Source organism: Candidatus Hydrogenedentota bacterium, from assembly GCA_012730045.1.
Classification (GTDB): Bacteria; Hydrogenedentota; Hydrogenedentia; order Hydrogenedentales; family CAITNO01; genus JAAYBR01.
In genome coordinates this window covers 48,627-69,020 of the sequence record JAAYBR010000100.1, presented here as the reverse complement: position 1 = coordinate 69,020, position 20,394 = coordinate 48,627, and the positions used below count along the sequence as shown (strand labels likewise).

Below are 20,394 nucleotides of genomic sequence, written 5' to 3'. Positions count from 1 at the left end.
GGCTGTGGAGCAAGACATGTCCTCATTGACCGACAAGATGGAGCTGTTCTTCCGGAAGACGGGGGAGGTGGTGGATCTGCGGCGCACGCTGGCGCTGCTCCAGTGGGACGAGGAGGTGTGCATGCCTCCGAAGGGGGCCGAGGCCCGCGGCCACCAGATCGCCACGCTCGCGGCGCTGGAGCACCGCCTGTTCACCAGTTCCGAAATGCGCGACCTGGTGGCCGAGCTGACCGCCGAGGCGTCCGAGCTGTCGCTGGGCGAGAACGACTTTGTCCGCGAGACGGCGCGCGACCTGGAGCGGGCGGCGCGCCTGCCGGAGTCGCTGGTGCACCGCATGGCGCAGGCCCAGAGCCGCGCCTACCACGCATGGGTGCGGGCGCGGTCGGAGTCCGCCTTCGGCGAGTTCCTGCCCCACCTCGCGGGCCTGGTCTCCCTCGCGCGGGAGAAGGCGGAATGCCTGGGATACGCCGAGTCGCCCTACGACGCCCTCCTGGAGGACTATGAGCGCGGCATGACCGCTTCGCGGCTGCGACCCATCTTTGACACCCTCGCGGAGCGCCAGGGCGCGCTGGTCGCCCGGATCGTGGAGTCCCCCCTCCAGCCGGACACGGCCTGGATGAACCGCGACTGGGAGGAGGAGGCGCAGCTCCGGCTCACCGAGGAGGTGCTGCGGGACATGGGCTTCGACTTCGAGGCCGGGCGGCAGGACAAGTCGGTCCACCCCTTCACCACCTCCTTTGACACGGAGGACGTGCGTGTCACCACGCGGGTGAGCCGGCGCGACTTTCTCTCCGCGCTGTCCAGTTCGGTCCACGAGGGCGGGCACGCCCTCTACGAGCAGGGCTTCCCCGCGCGCTACCGGCGCACCTTTCTGGCCGACGCGCCGTCTCTGGGCATGCACGAGTCGCAGTCGCGCCTGTGGGAGAACATCGTCGGGCGCAGCCTGCCCTTCTGGCGGCACTACACGCCCCGGGTCCGCTCCGTGTTCCCCGGCGCTCCGGAGGACCTGTCCCCCGAGCAGGTGTGGCGCGCGTCGAACCGCGTCGAGCCGTCGCTTATCCGCGTCGAGGCGGACGAGTGCACCTACAACCTGCACATCATCCTGCGCTTCGAGATCGAGACGGCGTTGATCGAGGGAAGCATTGAGGCGGAGCATGTGCCCGAGCTGTGGAACGAGCGCATGCGGCTCTACCTCGGCTGCGAGGTGCCCGACGACGCCCGCGGCTGCCTCCAGGACATCCACTGGTCCCACGGCTCCTTCGGCTATTTCCCCACCTACGCCCTCGGCAACCTCTACGCGGCCCAGCTCATGGAGAAGATGGAGCAGGACCTGTCGAACCTCTGGGACGGCGTGGCGCAGGGGAAGTTCTGGGACGTCCTCGGCTGGCTCCGGAAGCATGTGCATTCCCGCGGCCGCGCGGTCGCGGCGGACCAGCTTCTCACCGAGGTCACCGGCCAGCCCCCCACGCCGGAGCCTTTCCTGCGGTACCTCGAGGAGAAATACGCGGCGCTCTACGGGCTGGGGTGAGGGGAGTCCGGAGGAAGAAATCAGACCGATCGGTCGGATCGGTCCGATCGGTCGGATGAGCGGGAAACGTCAGACAGGTCGGACAAGTCGGACCGGTCTGACTTGTCCGACAGCCCTCTTCACGGCGCCGCGAGTTCCCGGAGATAGGCGTCGTAGAGCGCCAGAGCCTCCTCGTCTTTGGCCAGGGGGCGCACCACGAGCCTGGCCCGCGCGGAGACCGTCTCTCCGGCCTTGACGTCGCGGCCGATCTGGTTCAGGTAGCAGGAGTAGTGGGCCTCACCCTCGCAGGGGGACATGACGCCGAAACTGTCCTCGCGCGGGGCCATGAAGACGGCGCACACGCCCGTGTCCTGATTGCGGCGGATGATGAGCGGGGCGTACAGCTCGTCCCGGACTGCCCAGTCCACGGGGTTCGGCTCAATCTTCCAGCGTCCGTCCTGGATGAGGGCGACGGCGGCCGCGTCGCGCGGGAAAACCTGCCACGGCCCCGCACTTTCCGGCGTGCTGCGGAAGGCGGGTTTGCCCTCCGGGCCGTCCTTCACGCACACGGTGGCCGAGGGGAAGTCCTTGGTGAAATAGGACGCCAGGAAGGACTCGAAGCCCTTCAGGTCCTCCTTTGCCGTGACGGAGGTCGTGAGGTCCAGGGTGTCCGGGGCGGCCCAGCGGTAGACGGCGGTCATCTCAAAGGGACGGCCCTCTTCGGGAGCCCAGCGCACTTCAACCGCGCCGCCGGGCAGCAGGCGTGACGTGCTGGGCCAGTACCACGCGCCGCCGCCGTAGCGCCTGTTCGCCGTGAACACGCGGTAATGGCTCATGAGGCCGTAGTCGTTGCCGTCCAGCCGGGTTTTTGTGGCGGTGTGCTCAAAGGCCAGCAGGCCGACAGACTTGCCTTCGGCGCGCAGGCCGCCCCGCAGAACCCCGGTGTCAAAGGCATAGGTCTCCGGGCCCGCCTGCGTGAAGACCAGGGCCGCAGGATCCGCGAATGCCGCAGTCATCGCCAAGAGCACAAGAAGGGGACTGAACAAAAAGCCCGCGCGCGGGAAGCGTGTGGGGCTCGCGGGAACGAGATTGCCGCGGTCGCTTCGCTCCCTCGCAATGACGCTTGTTTTCGTGTCATTGCGAGCGAAGCGAAGCAATCTCTTGCCCGCCAACATCCCGGCGAACGCGGCTACCCCGTCTTCGCAACGCTCCAGGGACATCCCAAACACACAACAATGTCCGGCGTTTTCAGGGACAAGACTCATGTCAACTCTCCCTATGCCTTGAGGCCGCGCAGGTCGGGCTCGATCCGGCGGCTCTCCTTGATCATTTCGTCCCAGGTGACACGGGACCCGCGCAGGCAGGCCTCGCGCCCGAGCATGACCGCGAGGTTCGCGTGGATGCTGGGCTCCACGGTGGGGTTGGACGCGTCTTTGCTGACGATGGCCGTGTGGAACGACGCGATGTTGCGGCGCGCGCCGACGAGGTAGAGGTCCTCCACCTTGCCGCCCGGCCAGTCCTGTTTTCCATGCAGCGCCACGCTGTTGGAGTAGCCGCATTCCAGGTAGCCGTCGCGCCCGTGGGCGACGCAGTCGCAGTGGAAGTCGAACTTGTTTCGCAGGTGCTCGCCCCGGTGGTTCACGATCAGGCCGTCGGCAAATTCATAGGTCACGGAGTAGACGTCATGGGAGTCGCCGTGCGGGTCGCTCCGGGCGATGCGCGACGCGCCCACGGCGCTGACGGGCACACCCCCCGCGAGCCACAGCGCCACGTCCACGGCGTGGATGCCCGCGTTCACGAGATAGCCGCCGCCCAGACCGTCGTCATTCACCCAGATCAGGTGCTGGAGACGGCTCTCCACGGTGTCCGTGAGGGGCGGGTCGGAGAACGACTCGTCGGTGTAGAGGGAGCTGACCAGGCCGAGGGGGCCGATCTCCCCCCGGTGAACGCGGTCCACGCCCTCCATGAAGAAGGGGTCCGTCCGCGTCTGGAAGTCAATCAGGAAACACCGCCCGGCGTCCTTCGCGCGCTTGGCCGCCTCCGCCACGCGCAGGCACCCCGGCACGTCGCACGCCACGGGCTTCGCCATGTACACATGGATGCCCGCCGCCACCGCCGCCTCGACATGGTCCGGGAAACAGTAGGGCGGCGTCTCCAGAAAGACCGCCTCCACGCCGCTCTCCAGCAGCCGCTGATACCCCGTCAGCCCGCTGAACCGGTTCTTCTCCGGCACGTTGAACTGCCGGCCCGCCTCCTCCGCCACCTTGGGAAAATAGTCCGCCACTGCTGTGAGCTCGTAGCCCCCGTGGGCCTCGACCAGCTGCGCGATCATGTTGCCGCGCCCGCCCACGCCGATGAGTCCCGCCTTTACCTTCGCGCCGGTGTCGGCGGATTGCGCCGCCGCCGCACGCACCATCTGCGCCGCCGCCGCCCCGGCCACGCCGCCCATGAATCCCCGTCTGGTGATGGATGGTCCGCTCATGGGCTTGCTCCTGTCGTGGTGTCCGCGCCCTTGTGCCGCCATTCTGCGGCGGGCATCCCACGGCAGTCAAGCGTGTCTATTTCCCCGAATCGCCGGATAGGCCGCTGTGAGACCGGGGGCCGTGCCGAGAACGAGGTTGCTTCAGTCGCTTCGCTCCATCGCAATGACGCGTTGAGGGCCGGTTCAGCGGAAGGCCGCCGTTTGGCCCGTCATTGCGAGTCGGCCGCCCCGGCCGACGTGGCAATCTCTTGTCGGGATGCCTTCTCTCCGGACACCCTGCTTCCCTTTCCTCACCCAGCGACTTACGATTTCTTCACCGGCAGCCACAGCGCGCTGGGGGTGTCGCCGCCGAAGTGGACGCGGTTTTGGGCCTTGCGGAGTTCGGCGCCGGGTTCGGGGTGATCTGCGCCCGTGTTGGGGTTGACGTCGAACTTGGGGTAGTTGCTGCTGGAGATATGCACGGCGATGCGGTGGCCCTTGTTGAAGACCCAGGCGGTGTTCCAGAGGTCAATGTCGAGGCGGACCACCTGGCCGGGGCCGGTGAGGGGCGGGGTCACCTTGTCGTAGCCGTCGCGGGTCTTGACGCGGCGGATGCCGTCGAGGACGTTGATCTCGCGGCCGTCGCCGTCGGGAAAGACGTCCACCAGTTTCGCCGTGAAGTCCGTGTCAGGGGCGTCGGAGGAGACGTAGAGGGTGACGCGGAGGCGTCCGACGGTCTCGACGGGTGCCTCCAGCACGGGGGTGGCGAACTTCAGGATGTCCGGGCGGCTGGAAACCTTGCGCTGGTCATAGGGCCCCGCCTTGAGGTTGGGCAGGAGGTTGGCACCGCCCAGGGTGGGCACGGGGTTCTTGGGGTCGAAGGTGAACTCCAGCGACCCGGCCGGGGGCACGGCGTCGCGGGAGAGCAGTCCGTCCGGGGCGAGGTGGAAGGCGGCCTCCTCTGTCGGGAAGGGGGGCCAGGTTTCGGCGGTGCGCCACTCGTTGCCCGGGGCATTGGGGTCGCGGTCGTCGCCCATGACGTAGTACTGCACCTTGGGGATGCCGTCGAGGGCTTTCTCATCGCCTTTGAGATAATGCGAGAACAGGCGGTTGGCGATGTCCCCTGAACTGACGGCGGGGTCCCTAGAGGGCAACTGGTAGTCCGGCGAGGAGTCGTTGTTGTGCGTGCGCCAGCCCATGACGAGGTAGTTCTTCCCGCGCGCGCCCTCGCCGCCTTCGGTCTCGCGGGAGATGAAGGCGTCCACCGTGCCCGGCTGGAAGATGTCGTACCATCCGCCCATGAAGACGGCGGGGGCGGTGATGTCCTTCGCGCGGGCGACGACGTTGTAGTAGGACCAGAAGTCGTCATAGACCGGGTGGCCCCGGTAGACGGCGGCGACGTCATACTGCCCGAGAAGCGTGAGCCACCCCTCGACCAGGTTCTTGCGGAAGGCACCGCCGGGATAGACGACCTCGAAGTAGAAATTGGCCGGGGTCAGGTAGATGTACTGGGCGGCGACATCGCGCGTGACGGGGGCCATGAGCATCTGGACCATGGCCAGGGCGGACTCCCCGGTGGTGGCGATCTTTCCGTTGCACCAGGGCTGCTTCTTCACCCAGGCGACGGTGTCCGCCCCGTCCGTGAGCCCCTCGCGCCAGCCGTCGTAATAGAAGGCGTGGGCCTCGCCGCCGCTGCCGTGGAGGCCGCGCGGGGCCTGGACCACGGCGGCATAGCCGTCGTTCACATAGCGGTTGAGGTTCATGTTGCGGGTGTAGGTGTTGCGGAGGAGAATGACGGGCCAGGGGCCGCCGCCCGCGTCCGGGAGATAGACGTCCGTGGCCAGCGGCGTGCCGTCGGTCATCGGCACGTCGTGGTACTCCGACACGCCGGCGGTGGTCCGCAGGTCCCTGGAGAACATGGGGCCGGCCACGGCCCCCGCGGCGAACAGGACGGCGGCGGCCGAGACTGCCGCCGCGCGCAGGGGACACCCAAAGAACCTCTTCATCTCCCGCACTCCTTAATGCCCACCCGTCCGGTGCTCACCCTCCGGCGAAGAACGTGGCCGGGGGCTCCCGGCGGGCGAGCCGCTTGACCAGAACCGCCAGCTCGAGGGCGTGATAATCCCCCCACAGGGAGGACTCGCCGCAGGGGATTCTCCGGCCTTTGGGAACATAATCCCAGCCGCGCGGGCGGTGATAGACGGAGTGGAGGAGGAGCCCCTCGTGTTTCGGGGCTTCGGAGAGGTAGGGCGGCGAAAACAGCGTGCGGGACACGCCGAGACCGGCCCGAAGATAGCCGCTTCCCCTGCTGCCCAGGCGCAGGCCGAGCCGGATCAGGCCCTGGGCCGAGATCGCGGCGGCGGAGCTGTCCACGGGCTCCGGCCCGTCCCACGGGTCCGAAGGCCCCGCGTAGTCAGCGACGCCCGCCGCCAGACCCGGCGCGCCGGTGTCCCAGAAGGGGATGCCGTCGGCGGAGCTGTGGCACAGGTAGAAGTCCGCCGTGGCGCGGGCGGCGCGCTCCATTTCCCGGAGGAAGGCGGCCTTGCCCTCGAACTGCACGCAGGGCCGGGAGAACCACTCCAACTGCTCGGCGCAGCCGAGGAGCACCCACGCCAGCCCCCGGGTCCAGGTGGAGAAGGGGGAATAGCCCTGCTGGGTGGAGGGGCAGCGGTACTTCCCGTCGTTCACGTTGAAGAGGCTCTCGTGGGCGACCCGGCCCGGCACGTCGTAGAGGTCGCGCCCTTCGCCGTGGAAGACGTTCCACGCGAGGGTGCTGCGGATGTGCGCCGCGGCGCGGTCAAGGAGGGAAACGGGCCGGTCGTTCTCGCCCATGAGCGCGTGGCCGAGCTGGTGCGCGAGCACAAGGCTCCGGCACGAGCGGATGGTGTCGCAGAAAAGCGAGTGGGGGCCGTTGAAGGAGTAGACGTAGCCGCCGCCGGTCTCGGTGGTGGCGGTCCACCGGGCGGCCTGCACCGCGCCCGAAACCTTCAGGGCCAGTTCGCACTGCGCCAGCATGCCGCCGTGGTCCGGGACCCTCCCCTCCAGGATCAGCCGCCGCAGGGTGCCGTAGGTCGAGACGTTGTTGAAGCCGTGGTCGTGGACGCCGGTGTGGCTGACGTGGGGGGCCATGCGGTCCAGGGTGCCCCGGATGCCGGCGTCAAGGGAGGCGCGGTCGCCCGTGGCGTCGAAGACAAGCAGGGGGCCGCCGAAGAGGAAACCCTGGGTCCATTCGGTCCAGCCGCGGGCGGTGTATTTGCCCGCGCGGGTGAACACGGGCGCGCCCATGCCGCCGCGGCCGTCCATCCATTTGCGCGCAAGGCGGGCGCATTTCCCCTCCGCGACGGAGAGAAAGCGGTCCACAAACGGCGCCACCGCCGCGGGGGTCATGCGTGAATCCGGAACCATGCCTCAGCCCTTGTTTTGTCCCCGGGAAACGGGGACGCGGACATGGTACGCCACCGGGCTTCCGCGCCTCAAGTCACGAAGGGACTGAACCGGGCGTCCTACTTCCCCGGCTTCATGGCGTCGCGCGCGGCGCGGTGGAAGGCATCCACATCGGGGTAGGTCTTGGCGTCGCCCTCGGCCTCGAACTGCTCCAGGAGGGAGGTCTGCTTCCGCGAGAGCTTGACGGGGACCTCTACGCGGACAAGGACCACCTGGTCGCCGTGGCTATAGCCGCGCAGGTCGGGCATGCCCTTGCCGCGGATGCGGAGCTGGGTGCCGGTCTTGGCCCCGGCGGGGATTTTCACGGAGACCATGCCGTGGAGGGTGGGCACGTCCACCGACCCGCCAAGGGCGGCCTGGCCGAAGGTGACGGGCACCTCGCAGTAGACCGTGGTGCCCTTGCGCGTGAAAAGCGGGTGGGATTCGACCTGGATCGAGATGTAGAGGTCGCCGCGCCCGCCGCCGTTCCGGCCGGCCTCGCCCTCGCCCTGCACGCGCAGGCGCTGCCCGTCGTCCACGCCGGGGGGAATGTCCACGTTCAGCTCGCGCCGGGCGCGCCGGACCCCCGCGCCGCCGCAGGCATGGCAGGGGGACGCGATGACCTGGCCGCGGCCGTTGCAGACCGGGCAGGTGCGGCTGACGCTGAAGATGCCCTGGGACGCGCGTATCTGCCCGGAGCCGCCGCACTGGCGGCAGGTTTCAGGCTTGGAACCCTTGGCCGCGCCGGCGCCCCCGCAGTCCGCGCAGGGCTCCGCCCGGTTGAAGGAGAAAATCTTCTTCGTGCCGTGGGCCGCCTCCATGAGGGAGACGCGCACCGCGCCCTCGAGGTCCGCCCCGCGCCGGGTGCGGTCTGCCGCGCCGCGGCGGCCGCCGCCCTGGCCGAAGAGCATGTCGAAAAGGTCCTCGAACCCGCCGCCCTCGCCGCCGCCGAATCCGCCGAATCCGCCCGCCCCGCCGAATCCGCCGCCGCCGAAGGGCTGGCCGTCGGCGGAGCCAAACTGGTCGTACTGGGCCCGCTTCTCGGGGTTCTTCAGGACATCGTAGGCCCCGTTGATCTCCTTGAGCTTCTCCTCGGCGGCCTTGTCGCCGCCGGTCTTGTCCGGGTGGTACTTGTGCGCCAGCTTGAGATACGCCTTGCGTATCTCGTCCTGGCTGGCACCCTTGGCCACGCCCAGTATCTCGTACAGGTCCCTCGTCTTCGCCATGCTGCGTCACCGTGGGCCGGCGGGGCCTCAGTTGTTCTTGTCGTCCCCGTCCTTCACCGTGAAGTCCGCGTCCATGGCGTCCCCGGCGCCCTGCCCCGGCTCGGGCTGGGGCGCGCCCTGCGGGGCGGCCTGGGCGTACATGGCCTCGGCCATCTTGTGGGACACCGAGGTCAGCCCGCTGAGGGCGGACTCAATGGCGTCGGCGTCGTCGCCCTTGGCGGCCTGGCGCAGCGTCTCCAGGGCGTCCTCGACGGCTTTCCGGTCCGTGTCGGCCACCTTGTCGCCGTACTCCTTCAGGCCCTTCTCGGTCTGGTACACCATGGCGTCGGCGTTGTTCTTCGCCTCGACCAGCCTGCGGCGCTGCTTGTCCTCGCCGGCGTGGCGCTCGGCCTCGCCGACCATGCGCTTGATCTCCTCCTCCGACAGGCCGCTGGAGGACTCGATGCGGATGGCCTGCTCCTTGCCCGTGCCTAGGTCCTTGGCGGAGACGTGGACGATGCCGTTCGCGTCAATGTCGAAGGAGACCTCCACCTGGGGCACGCCGCGCGGCGCGGGGGGGATGCCGAGGAGGTCGAACTTGCCGAGGGTGCGGTTGTCGGAGGCCATCTCGCGCTCGCCCTGGAGCACGTGGATGGTCACGGCGGTCTGGCCGTCGGCGGCGGTGGAGAAGACCTGGCGCTTGGTCACCGGGATCGTCGTGTTGCGCTCGATGAGCTTGGTGCAGACGCCGCCGAGGGTCTCGATGCCCAGGGAGAGCGGCGTCACGTCGAGCAGGAGCACGTCCTTCACCTCGCCGGAAAGCACGCCGCCCTGGATGGCCGCGCCGATGGCGACGACCTCGTCGGGGTTCACGCCGCGGTGGGGCTCCTTCCCGAAGGTGTCCTTCACGATGCGGCCGACGGCGGGCATGCGGGTCATGCCGCCAACGAGGATGACCTCGTCCACCTGGGCCGCCGTGAGGCCGGCGTCCTCCAGGGCGCGGAAGCAGGGCTTCTTCGTGCGCTGGAGCAGGTCGTCGCAGAGCTGCTCCAGTTTGGCGCGGGTGAGGGTGTAGTTCATGTGCTTCGGGCCGCTCTGGTCCGCCGTGATGAAGGGCAGGTTGATGTCCGTGGTCATGGCGGAGGACAGCTCGCACTTCGCCTTTTCCGCCCCCTCTTTCAGGCGCTGGAGGGCCATGGGGTCCTTCCGAAGGTCAATGCCCTGGTCCTTCATGAACTCCTCCGCCAGCCAGTCAATGATCCGCTGGTCGAAGTCGTCGCCGCCCAGGTGGGTGTCGCCGTTCGTGCTGAGCACCTCGAAACTGTCGTCGCCGATGGCGAGGATGGACACGTCGAAGGTGCCGCCGCCCAGGTCGTAGACGGCGACTTTCTCGTCGCGCTTCTTCTCCAGGCCGTAGGCCAGCGCCGCCGCCGTGGGCTCGTTGATGATGCGCAGGACCTCCAGCCCGGCGATGCGGCCGGCATCCTTGGTGGCCTGGCGCTGCGAGTCGTTGAAGTAGGCGGGCACGGTGACCACGGCCTGGGTCACCGGGTGGCCCAGATAGGACTCCGCCGTCTCCTTCATCTTCTGGAGGATCATGGCGGAGATTTCCGGAGGACGGTGGGTGCGGCCGCCGACCTCCACCTGCACGTCGCCCGACGGGCTCGAGGTGACCCGGTAGGGCACCAGCTTCTCCTCGGAGCCGACCTCGCCGTGCTGGCGGCCCATGAAGCGCTTGATGGAGAAAACGGTGTTCTGCGGGTTGGTCACCGCCTGGCGCTTCGCCACCGCGCCCACGAGGCGCTCGCCGTCCTTGGCGAAGGCCACGACGGACGGGGTGGTGCGGTTGCCCTCGGCGTTCGCGATGACGACGGGCTCGCCGCCCTCCATCACGGCCACGCAGGAGTTGGTGGTTCCCAGGTCAATGCCGATTACCTTGCTCATGCTTATCTTGCTCCTCTAGTTGTTTGTCTCTTGAGTCTCAGCGGACGCGTCTCCGGCGGGCGGCGTGTCCGCCGCCTCCGCGGGTCCGCTGCTGACCACGACCTTGGCCGGGCGGAGCACCGCGCCGTCCAGGGTGTATCCCTTTTGAAACTCCACCAGCACCATGCCGGCGGGGCAGTCGTCCGAGGGCTGCATGGCCAGCGCCTCGTGCAGGTTCGGGTCGAAAGCCTCGCCCGCCGCCGGAATGCCGGCGACGCCGCGCGACGCCATCAGGTCCTGCATCTGGCGCAGAACCATCCGCACGCCCTCGGCCACCCCGCCGTCGTCGGAGACGCCGGCGTGCTCCAGGGCGCGCTCCAGATTGTCCGCCACGGCGAGCAGGTCGCGCAGCAGGTCCTGGGCCGCCGTGCGGCGCAGCTGCTCCGCGTCGCGCGCCACGCGCTTGCGGTAGTTGTCGAACTCGGCGCGCGCGCGCAGGAGCTGGTCCTTGTACAGGACGCGCTCCTTTTCCGAGGCCGCCAGGGCGCCCGCGAGCACATCCAGGGGGTCCGGCTCCTCCGGGGGGGCGGCGCAGTCCGCGCAGGCCCCGGAACAGTCGCAGTCGCAGCCGCAGCTGCCGGGAAACGCCTCGGGCGCGTCCTCTACGGGGGCGTTGTCCGCAAGCTCTCTTTCGTCCTTTTCGTCCGCCATCACATTCCTTTTCGCGGTCTTTCCGCGGGCCGTTTCAGCCCGAAAGCCGGGTGAGGATCCGGCCGACCAGTCCGGCCGTGTACTCGACCACGGCGGTCAGTTTCGAGTAGTGCATCCGGCGCGGCCCGAGCACGCCGATCATGCCCGCCTTCCGGCCGTCCACCTCGTAGGGCGCGGCCACGAGGCCCAGGCCCTCCAGCTTGCGCGCGCCGCCGCCTAGGAACACCGCGCTGCGCCCGCCCTCGTCGGAGGCGGACCGCAGCAGCCCCAGCAGCTCCTCGCGCTCCTCCAGGAGGTTGAACACGTCGCGGGCCTGGCGCATGTCCTGGAACTCGGGCTGCTCCAAAAGCTGCGAGGTGCCCTCCACGATGAGCATGCCCTGGGGGCGCCGGGGCAGCAGCTCCAGCACCTCCAGCGCGCGCTGGGCCAGCCGCCGCTGCTCGTCGAGGTACAGCCGCAGGCGCTCCTCCACGCGGACCGAAAGCTGGTCCACCGGGGCGCCGTGCAGGTGCTCGTTCATGAACCGGTTCAACTGTTCGAGCTCCGTGTCCTCCATCGGGCTGGCCACCTGGGCCATCACCGAGCGCACGCGCCCGAAATTGTCCACCACCAGCATGGCCAGCTTCGCCGGCCCCACGCGCACGAGGTCCACGCGCATCGCCACCGCGGCCTTGTCCGCGGGGGTCTCCGCGAGGCCCGCATGGTGCGACACCAGCGCCAGCAGGTGGCTCGCCCGACGGAGCACGCCGTCCGCGTCGTCCAGGCGCTCCGACAACTCCTCCTCAATCCGCCGCCGCTCGCGCAGCGTAAGCTCCTGCACGCGCATCAGATGGTCAATGTAGTACTGGTAGCCCGCGCCCGTCGGCACGCGGCCCGAGCTGGTATGGAGCTGCTCCAGCAGCCCCATCTCCTCCAGGTCGGACATCACGTTGCGCACCGTGGCCGGGCTGAGCTCCATGCCGAAGCGCTTCACCACGGTCCGGGAACCCACCGCCTCCGCCGAGATGATGTAGCTGTTCACCACGGCATGCAGGATTTCCCGCTCCCGATCCGTCAGTTCCGGGTGTTTTTGCATGGCGCGGCCCGCATCCTGTTGCGCACGCACTCCGCCCGCGCGGCAACCGTCGCCGGCGGCACGGTTTGGCACTCAGTGCGCGAGAGTGCTAACAGTCTCCAAGAGTCTACCACAGAAACGCGCCGGGGTCAAATCAGGGGGACAGTCCTGATAGACGGATAAGATGGACGCGAGCCGGAGCGGTGGCGGGCACGAGATTGCTTCACTTCGTTCGCAATGACGCGGAAACACACGTCATTGCGAACGAAGTGAAGCAATCTCGTGCCGGAACACCCCAAGTCTGTCGCATCCCGTGGGTGAACGGGCATGCGCGCCGCCCCAGAGGCATTCGGCGCGAATTCACAAGGCACGTTTTCTCTCACGTGAATTATCGGTCATTCCTTATCCGGCGATTCGGGGACAGTCCGCAGATCGCGCAGATTGCCGCAACAGGCGGCTGCGGACGACGCTTGTGCGGGGCGCGTCCGGTCGCCGTGGTGGCTTGCCGCCGCCTTTCTTCGTGCGGGCTTGCCCGCGCGTCGCGGCAGGGGGGGGCGCGGCTTAGGGATGGAGGCGACTCAACGCAGAGGCGCGGAGGAGGGAAAGCGGAGTGGTGACAGCAGGCGGGGGCCGTCTGTCGTCCTGCGCTGTGGCCTCCCGCAGGCAAGCCTGCGGGAATGACGGCGGCAGCAAGCCACCGCACTCCAAGGGGCGCAGCACGGTGCGGCTCTTGGGCCATGGAGAAAGCCGGCGGTCCTTCCGCGCGCGCGGAACTGTCTTTCGCAGATTCCCCCGAGAGCCGGGGGGAAGCCTGGCAGTCCCAGGGGGGCGGGACCTCAGGGTTTTTCTTCCCGACCTCGCCGCTCATCTTCTCTTTCCCTTCCCTTTCCGGTCTTCCCTGTGTCCTTTGCGGCGTCGCGGTGAAAATGGCCGTTGCCTGCCGCCATTTGCCCCCTTTGCGGCGGCGCGTGTACAATCGGCGGAACCTTGGCAGCCTTGACACAGGAGACTTTTTCCATGAGTTTCATCGCGGAACGGATGAACCAGATTGACGCCAGCGGCATCCGCAAGATTTTCGCGCTGGCCGCGCAGATGAAGGACCCGATCAACCTGAGCATCGGCCAGCCGGACTATGACGTGGATGAGCTGTGCAAGGACGAGGCGGTGCGCCAGATCCGCGCCGGGTTCAACTCGTACACGCAGACCTGGGGCATCCAGGAACTCCGCGAGGCGTGCTCGGCGTACTACGAGCGGCGCTTCGGGTTCCCGCTGAAGAACGTCATGATCACGTCGGGCGTGTCCGGCGGCTTGTTTCTGGCGCTGATGGCGACCGTTGGCCCGGGGGACGAGGTGATCTGCGCGGACCCGTATTTCGTGATGTACAAGCACCTGGTGAACCTGCTGGGCGGCACGTCGGTGCCCGTGGACACCTACCCGGACTTCAAACTGACGGCGGACCGGATCGCCGGGGCGATCACGCCGCGGACCAAGGCCCTCATCATCAGCAGCCCGGCGAACCCCACGGGGGTCATGATGAACGGCGAAGAGCTGCAGGCCGTGGCCGCCCTGGCGCGCAGGCACAACCTGCTGGTCATCAGCGACGAGATCTACGAGTCCCTGTCCTATGACGGGACTCCGGCGTCCATCGCGGGAATGTACGACAACGTTGTCTGCCTGAACGGTTTCTCGAAAAACGCCGCCATGACGGGGTGGCGCGTGGGCTTCGCGGCGGGGCCGGACGAGATCATCCAGGCAATGAACACGCTCCAGCAGTACACCTTCGTGTGCGCGCCGTCCTTCGCCCAGAAGGCGGCGGTGCTCGCGCTGGAGGCGGACATGACGGCGAAGGTGGATGCCTACCGCACCAAGCGCGACATCATCTTTGAGGGGCTGAAGGACCTCTTCCCGGTCACCCGGCCCGGCGGCGCGTTCTACATCTTCCCGCAGGCGCCGGACGGCGACGGCGACGCCTTTGTGCGGAAGGCCATTGAGAACAACGTGCTGATCATTCCGGGGAGCGTGTTCTCCGAGAAGAAGACCCATTTCCGCATCTCCTTCGCCAACAAGGACGAGACGCTCAAGCGGGGCATCGAGGTGCTCCGCCGGATTGCCGGGGAGACAGGGGCCTGAGGCTCCGCCTTCCGGCGCCGTGCGGTTCGGATTCCGGAGTTCCGACAATGAAAAGGTACCTCATGGTCTTCCTGAAGACGCTCGGGCTGGTGCTGGTCGTTCTGGCGGCCTTCACCGGGTTCGTGTGGGTTCAGGGGATCCAATACACCCTGGCCTTCGCCACCTGGTCCTGGAGCAACCCCCACTTCGACTCCTCCCGCATCCTGCCCGAGCAAAACTGCGGCGGCGCCTCCCCCTGCGGCAGCGGCCCCATCAGGGTCCTCACCTACAACATCCTGTGCCGCGTCTGCACGAGCGGCGACAACAAGCCCGGGCACGAGGACTGGTACGGGCGGCTGCCCCACCTGCGCGCCCTGATCGTGGACTACGCCCCCGACCTCATCGGCCACCAGGAGGTCGGCGGCTGGAAGGACATCCTCGAGCTGAACATCGCACCGGAGAAATACGCCCCCGTCACCCACAGTTTCGGTCCCTGGGCTTACGCGGACGCGGTACTGCTCTACAACCGCGAGCGCTTCGATCTCGTGGACTCGGGGCAGTTCTGGCTCGCCCCGGACCCCTCCCTGCCCTTCGCGTTTGGGTGGCAGACCCTCGCCATGCCCCGGTATGTCAGCTGGGCCCACCTGCGCCAGAAGGCCGACGGCTTCGAGTTCCTGTTTCTCAACACGCATTTTGACAACAACCCGCCCAACAAGGAGGCGGCCGCGCTGCTGGCCAACAAGACCTTCGGTCTCCACGCCGCGCGCCTTCCGGTCATTTTCACGGGGGATTTCAACACCTCCCACGAGACGGACCGCTACCGCAACCTGCTGACGGGCGGCGACACGACGGCCGAGTTCGTGAACGCCGCCGACCTCGCCCCGGTGAGGGAGGAACTCCCGCCGGCCGAGGGCATGACCCCCGCCCAGACGGGCACCCCGCTGGAGAACCTGGACCACATCATTGACCACATCCTCCTCGGCGGAGACTGGGACAAGAAGGTGACCCGGTGGATTGTGGACCGCCGCGGCTACGGACCGGAGCAGCTGCGGGCGTCCGACCACCCGGCGGTGTTCGCGGAGGTGGTGTTCACGCTCCGCCCGTGACCGCGTCTCCGCTTTCTGTCCCATGCAGGATGGTCAGGAGCGTGCTGTCCGGGCAACCAGAAGAAGTGTGCCGCCGTGAATGAACACCCCGAACAACTGGAACTCTTTCCCCGGGACCCGAAACCGCCCCCCCCTCCGCCCTGCCCTGCCCCCCGAACGCAGCCCCCCGACGCCCCGCCGCCGCCGGATGGGCGCCGCGAGAAACTCCTGCGTCTCCATGCCCGTCTCAAGGCGCTCACGGGCATGGTCCTCGACCTCACTGTCACGGACAACCGCCGCAGCCTGATGGTCGTGCGGCACACGCCGCAGCCGGGCGAAGCCAAGGTCCGGCTGCACCACATGTTTCTGGACGCCCCGGAAGACCTGCTCAAGGCCGTCGCCCACTGGATCAAGCATCCCCGTTCCGGCAGAAATGACCCCCTGTTCAGGGCCTTCTTCGCGGAAAAAGGGGCGCTGATCCGGCCCCCCCGAAAAACGCCCCTGACACTGGAAGCCCTGGGGCTGCACCACGACCTCCGGCGGCTCTTCGACGAGGAGAACGCCCGGTGGTTTGACGGCAGGATCACCGCGCGCATCGGCTGGGGGATGTCCGCGGTGGCGGTGCGGCGGCGCGTGCGCAGCCGCACCATCCGTTTCGGATCCCACGACGGCGCGCGGAACCTCATCCGCATCCATGCCGTGCTCGACAACGCCTATGTCCCCGAGTGGGTGGTGCGGTCAGTGGTCCACCATGAGATGCTGCACGCCTTCCTCGGCATTGGGGAGGGCCCCACAGGACGCCGCCGGGTGCATCCCCCGGAGTTTCGCCGCCTGGAGCGGGCGCACCCGGACTACACGCGGGCGGCCGCCTGGCTGGAAGAGCCGAAAAACCTGAAGCGGCTCCTGGCGGACCGGACCCGCCGGTAGGCGCCCCGCCGGGGAAAACTGTCCCCGGCCCCACGGTTTTGCATAGAATGCGGGAATACGGGCGCGCAAACGGCGCGCCTGTAACATCTTGCGGGGTCGGCGGTATTGTGTTCGTCAGTCGGGGCGCAAAGAAGCGTCCCGGGCGAAGAGCGCGCCGTCGCCCTGCGCGGAGAAACGCATGTCGGAACTGGCCGCAAAGACAGATGAAGAGCTCATGACCCTGGTGCGGGGGGACCATGACCCCGCCCTGGGCGAGCTGGTGCGCCGCCACCAGAACGACATCTTCCGCTTTTGCGCGTTTTACCTGCGCAACGCGGATGCCGCACTGGACAAGACGCAGGAAACGTTCATCCGCCTCTACGTGGCGCGGGAACGCTTCGACAGCGAGCGAAAGTTTAAGCCCTGGGCCATGTGCATCGCCCGCAACCTCTGCCTCAATGAGCTGCAGCGGCGCAAGACGGTGCGCATGGAAAGCCTGGAATCCTATGCCAGCTCATCGCGGGACGAGGCGGGCGGCCTGGACCGCTTCGCCGTGGACGGTCCCTCGGGCGTGCTGGAGACCAATGAGCGCCACGCCGCCCTGATGGCCGCGCTCAACGAGTTGAATGAAGACGCGCGCGAACTGCTCATGATGCGCTATTTCGAGCAGATGTCCGCACGGGACATCGCCGAGGTGGTGGACAGCACGGAGGGCGCGGTGCGGACTAGGCTGCACCGGGCCATGAACCAGCTCCGCGCCGTGTGCGAGACGAGGAAAGAGTCCTTTTAGATGCCTTATGACCCTGAAATCACCCCGGCCGACCTGATGGCCCACCTGGACGGCGACGCCGCCCCGGAAACGCTGCGGCGCGTGGACAACGCCCTCGCGGCGGACGCCGGGCTCGCTGCGGAGCGGGACGCCCTGGGCCGTCTGGCGGCCCGTCTGGAGGACGCCGGGCGGGACTGGCGGACCCTGGCCTCCCCCGCAGACCTGACGCCGTCGGTGCTGGAAGCCGTGCGCACGCCCCTGTCCGGGCTTCTGACGGGCACCGGATCCCCCCTGGAGACGGAACTGGAGGCCCTCGGCGCGGAAACGGCCGAAAGACTGCCCATAGTGGACGTGCTGCCCGGCGTGATGGCTGCCGTGGCGGCCTTGCGCGCCGGAGACACCGCCCCCGCACCCGACGCCCTCCTGGAGGAGGAAATTGCCGGCCTGGGAGCCGCGCTGCGGTCCCATGCGCCGTCTGTGGATGTTCAGCCGGGCGTGCTGGATGCCGTCCGGCGGATGCGCAAAGACAGCCCCGCCGAGGCCGCCCCCCCGGCCCGGGACCGGGTTGTCCCCTTCCCCGGCGAACACCGCCCCGCCGCCCCCCTCCCCCGCCGGCAGGGACCCGCCGCGTGGCAGGTAGTCACCCGGCTCGCGGCCATGCTGCTGGTCATGTTCGGCCTGACCGTGTCCGCCTTTTGGTTCATGCGTGATGCCGCTGCGCCGCAGACCACGCAGGTAGCCGCCCGGCCCGACCCCGCAGTGCCCGCCGCCCCCGTCCCCGTCCGCGGCGAACGGGTCAAAAAGGACCCCCGCTTCGGGGAGTATTCCGGCCTGGCGCGGCCCATCGCCGCCCCGGCGCCCATCGTCCTGGAGACGGGCACGGACCGCCTCGCCGCGCTCAACATGGAGGACGCCCTGGCGGCCTTCCAGCAGGACCGCGCCCGGGATCCCGAGGCCCGCGCCCGGCTGAACGCCATGGGAAGCCTGACGGGGGACGAGGCCCGCCGCCTGCTGGAGCGCGAAGACCTCTCCCTGTCCGCCTATCTCGGCGCGCTGCAGTTTCTGCCATCCGACGAGGCTGCTTCCCGGCTCCGCGAGGCGGCGGCCGCAAACCCCGAAGACCCCCAGGTCCGGTATCTGCTCGCCCGCACCCTTGCCGCCAATCCGGAGACGCGGGGCGAGGCTCTGGAGCAAATCGCCGCGCTGAACTCCCTTTCCCCGGAGAACGGCCTGGGCCGCTACATGGAGGCGCAGATGCGCCTGGAGTCCGGGGACGTGGACGGCGCCCTCGCCTCGCTGGCGCAGGGCATGTCCATGGAGTCCGCCGACGCATTCGGCCTCGCCGACGCCCAGAACCGGGGCGCAGCCCTCGCCGCCGCGGGCGCGGAGGAGGACCTGGCCCGCTTCCTCGCCTACGCGCAGGCGGGGCGCAGCCAGTACGCGGAGCTGACCACCCTCGGCGACGACCTGATGGCCCAGGGCGCCGCCCATGAAGAGGCGAAGGACTTTGAAACCGCCGCCGGTCTCTACCGGGGGGTGCAGCGTCTGGGCGAGCAGGTGGCGGAGGGGGCGGAGTTCGCCAACGAGCAGCTCGCGGGCATGGACCTCCAGATGACCGCTTTGGACGCGCTGGTGCGGGTGACGGAGGTGCTTGCCACCCCCGACGGCATGCAGATGCTGGAGGTCGCCTACAGCGCCCTCGCCCAGAGCCTCACCTCCTTCCTCGAGCTCGTCTCGATGATGGACGCCAGCTTTGCCGACGCCTCCCCGGAGGCCGCGGCCGCCATTGCCACGCAGGCGCTCGTGGAGGGAGATACGGGACTCTGACCCCGTTGCAGACGGACGAAAAACGGCCGCCCGGGCAATCACCCGGGCGGCCGCGTTCTTCATCGGGGGGCGTTCAGCCGTTGTATTCCCTCAGGGTCTCGCCGGTGTATATCTGGCGGGGCCGCTGGATGCGCAGGTCCGGATCCTGCCGCATCTCAAGGAAGTGGGCGATCCAGCCGGGCATGCGGCCGATGGCGAACAGCACCGTGAACATCTCCGTGGGGATGCCCATGGCCCGGTAGATGATCCCGCTGTAGAAGTCAATGTTCGGGTACAGCTTGCGCGCGATGAAGAAGTCATCCTTGAGGGCGACCTCCTCCAGCTGCTTCGCGATGTCCAGCAGCGGGTCGTGGATGCCCATCTCCTCCAAAATGCGGTCCACCGCCCCCTTGAGCAGCGTGGCGCGCGGGTCGAAGTTCTTGTACACCCGGTGGCCGAAGCCCATCAGCCGGAAATCGCTCGATTTGTCCTTGGCCATCGCGACGTATTTGTCCACATTGCCGCCGTCCTGGTGGATCCGCATGAGCATGTTCAGCACGGCCTCGTTCGCCCCGCCGTGCAGCTTGCCCCACAGCGCGTTGATGCCCGCCGACACCGCCGCGTAGATGTTCGCGCCCGAGCTGCACACCATGCGCACCGTGGACGTGCTGCAGTTCTGCTCGTGGTCCATGTGGAGGATCAGCAGCATGTCCAGCGCGTCCTCCATCACCTTCGGCACCACGTACTCCTCCGCGGGGGACGAGAACATCATCCGCAGAAAGTTCGCCGCGTAGCTGTGGTCCGCCTTCGGGTAAGTGTAGGGCAGCCCCACCGACTTCCGGTACGAGTAGGCCGCGATCGTCTTCACCTGGCCGATCAGCCGCTGAATGTTCAACTGGAGGTGGGCGTCGTCCTCCGCGTCGTAGGGGTAGAAGGAGGACATGGACGACACCATGGATCCCAGGATGTTCATCGGGTGGGCCGAGGTCGGATAGTGGTCCAGAAAGCTCACCTGGCTCGAATGGACGAAACTGTTCATGGTCAGCGCGCGCCGCCACTCCAGAAACTCCTCGTCCGTGGGAATCCGGCCGAAAACCATCAGATACGCCGCCGCCGAATAGCGGATGCTCCCGGCAAGCTGCTCGATGGGGTACCCCCGGTAGCGCAGGATGCCCGCCTCCCCGTCAATGTAGGTGATCGCGCTCTTGCAGGCGCCCGTGTTCCCGTAACCGGGGTCGTAGGTGATCGCCCCTGTCATATCGCGGAGCTTCTTGATGTCCACCGCCAACTCGTTCTCGGTGCCCACAAAGGTTGGAAACTCGTATTCCTTGCCGCCGAGAATCAGTTTCGCGTTGTCCATGTCTCGCTCCTTTCGTTGCAGTGCCTGCTTCCTGTCAGCCCAAGACCGGCCCCGGCGGAAACACCGATGTCCGGC

The 20,394-nt window shown here is 68.2% G+C and carries 15 protein-coding genes; 6 read left to right on the top strand and 9 right to left on the bottom strand.

Annotated features, from left to right (window positions below; genetic code table 11):
* The first annotated feature begins 16 nt into the window (after positions 1–16).
* The gene (locus GXY15_10585; protein NLV41659.1) at positions 17–1,528 is read left to right on the top strand and encodes a carboxypeptidase M32; all 1,512 of its coding nucleotides are present in this window, start codon (positions 17–19) and stop codon (positions 1,526–1,528) included.
* Between the two features lie 119 nt (positions 1,529–1,647).
* On the opposite strand, the gene GXY15_10580 is transcribed toward GXY15_10585, so the two are convergent.
* The 8 genes from GXY15_10580 to hrcA form a co-directional block, all read right to left on the bottom strand.
* Entirely contained in the window at positions 1,648–2,523 is an 876-nt protein-coding gene (locus GXY15_10580; GenBank protein NLV41658.1) for a hypothetical protein, read from the bottom strand.
* A gap of 260 nt (positions 2,524–2,783) precedes the next feature.
* Positions 2,784–3,989, bottom strand: a complete 1,206-nt coding sequence (locus tag GXY15_10575; protein NLV41657.1) for a Gfo/Idh/MocA family oxidoreductase — start codon at positions 3,987–3,989, stop codon at positions 2,784–2,786.
* A 302-nt stretch (positions 3,990–4,291) separates the two neighbouring features.
* The gene (locus GXY15_10570) at positions 4,292–5,974 is read right to left on the bottom strand and encodes a CocE/NonD family hydrolase (protein NLV41656.1); all 1,683 of its coding nucleotides are present in this window, start codon (positions 5,972–5,974) and stop codon (positions 4,292–4,294) included.
* A 34-nt stretch (positions 5,975–6,008) separates the two neighbouring features.
* Entirely contained in the window at positions 6,009–7,373 is a 1,365-nt protein-coding gene (locus GXY15_10565; protein ID NLV41655.1) for a glycosyl hydrolase, read from the bottom strand.
* A 98-nt stretch (positions 7,374–7,471) separates the two neighbouring features.
* Positions 7,472–8,617: a molecular chaperone DnaJ gene (dnaJ, locus tag GXY15_10560; GenBank protein ID NLV41654.1), complete on the bottom strand. Its 1,146-nt coding sequence runs from the start codon at positions 8,615–8,617 to the stop codon at positions 7,472–7,474.
* Positions 8,618–8,644: 27 nt separating this feature from the next.
* On the bottom strand, positions 8,645–10,540 hold the full coding sequence (dnaK, locus tag GXY15_10555; GenBank protein NLV41653.1) for a molecular chaperone DnaK: 1,896 nt from the start codon (positions 10,538–10,540) through the stop codon (positions 8,645–8,647).
* Between the two features lie 15 nt (positions 10,541–10,555).
* Complete coding sequence (locus GXY15_10550) at positions 10,556–11,230, bottom strand: nucleotide exchange factor GrpE (protein NLV41652.1); 675 nt, start codon at positions 11,228–11,230, stop codon at positions 10,556–10,558.
* Between the two features lie 34 nt (positions 11,231–11,264).
* Positions 11,265–12,305 (bottom strand): heat-inducible transcription repressor HrcA, encoded by a 1,041-nt coding sequence (hrcA, locus tag GXY15_10545; GenBank protein ID NLV41651.1) that lies wholly within the window; start codon positions 12,303–12,305, stop codon positions 11,265–11,267.
* Between the two features lie 996 nt (positions 12,306–13,301).
* Here hrcA and GXY15_10540 point away from each other — a divergent pair.
* The 5 genes from GXY15_10540 to GXY15_10520 all read left to right on the top strand — a co-directional run bounded on the left by GXY15_10540 (position 13,302) and on the right by GXY15_10520 (position 18,980).
* Entirely contained in the window at positions 13,302–14,414 is a 1,113-nt protein-coding gene (locus GXY15_10540) for an aminotransferase class I/II-fold pyridoxal phosphate-dependent enzyme (GenBank protein NLV41650.1), read from the top strand.
* A 47-nt stretch (positions 14,415–14,461) separates the two neighbouring features.
* Positions 14,462–15,499, top strand: coding sequence for a hypothetical protein (locus tag GXY15_10535; GenBank protein NLV41649.1), 1,038 nt, complete (start codon positions 14,462–14,464; stop codon positions 15,497–15,499).
* 75 nt (positions 15,500–15,574) lie between these two features.
* A complete protein-coding gene (locus tag GXY15_10530) occupies positions 15,575–16,405 on the top strand; it encodes a hypothetical protein (GenBank protein ID NLV41648.1) in 831 nt (276 codons plus the stop codon).
* Between the two features lie 178 nt (positions 16,406–16,583).
* Positions 16,584–17,174, top strand: a complete 591-nt coding sequence (locus GXY15_10525) for a sigma-70 family RNA polymerase sigma factor (GenBank protein NLV41647.1) — start codon at positions 16,584–16,586, stop codon at positions 17,172–17,174.
* Positions 17,175–18,980, top strand: a complete 1,806-nt coding sequence (locus GXY15_10520) for a hypothetical protein (GenBank protein NLV41646.1) — start codon at positions 17,175–17,177, stop codon at positions 18,978–18,980.
* Between the two features lie 73 nt (positions 18,981–19,053).
* Here GXY15_10520 and GXY15_10515 read toward each other — a convergent pair whose 3' ends face one another.
* Complete coding sequence (locus tag GXY15_10515; protein ID NLV41645.1) at positions 19,054–20,319, bottom strand: citrate synthase; 1,266 nt, start codon at positions 20,317–20,319, stop codon at positions 19,054–19,056.
* Between the last annotated feature and the right edge of the window lie 75 nt (positions 20,320–20,394).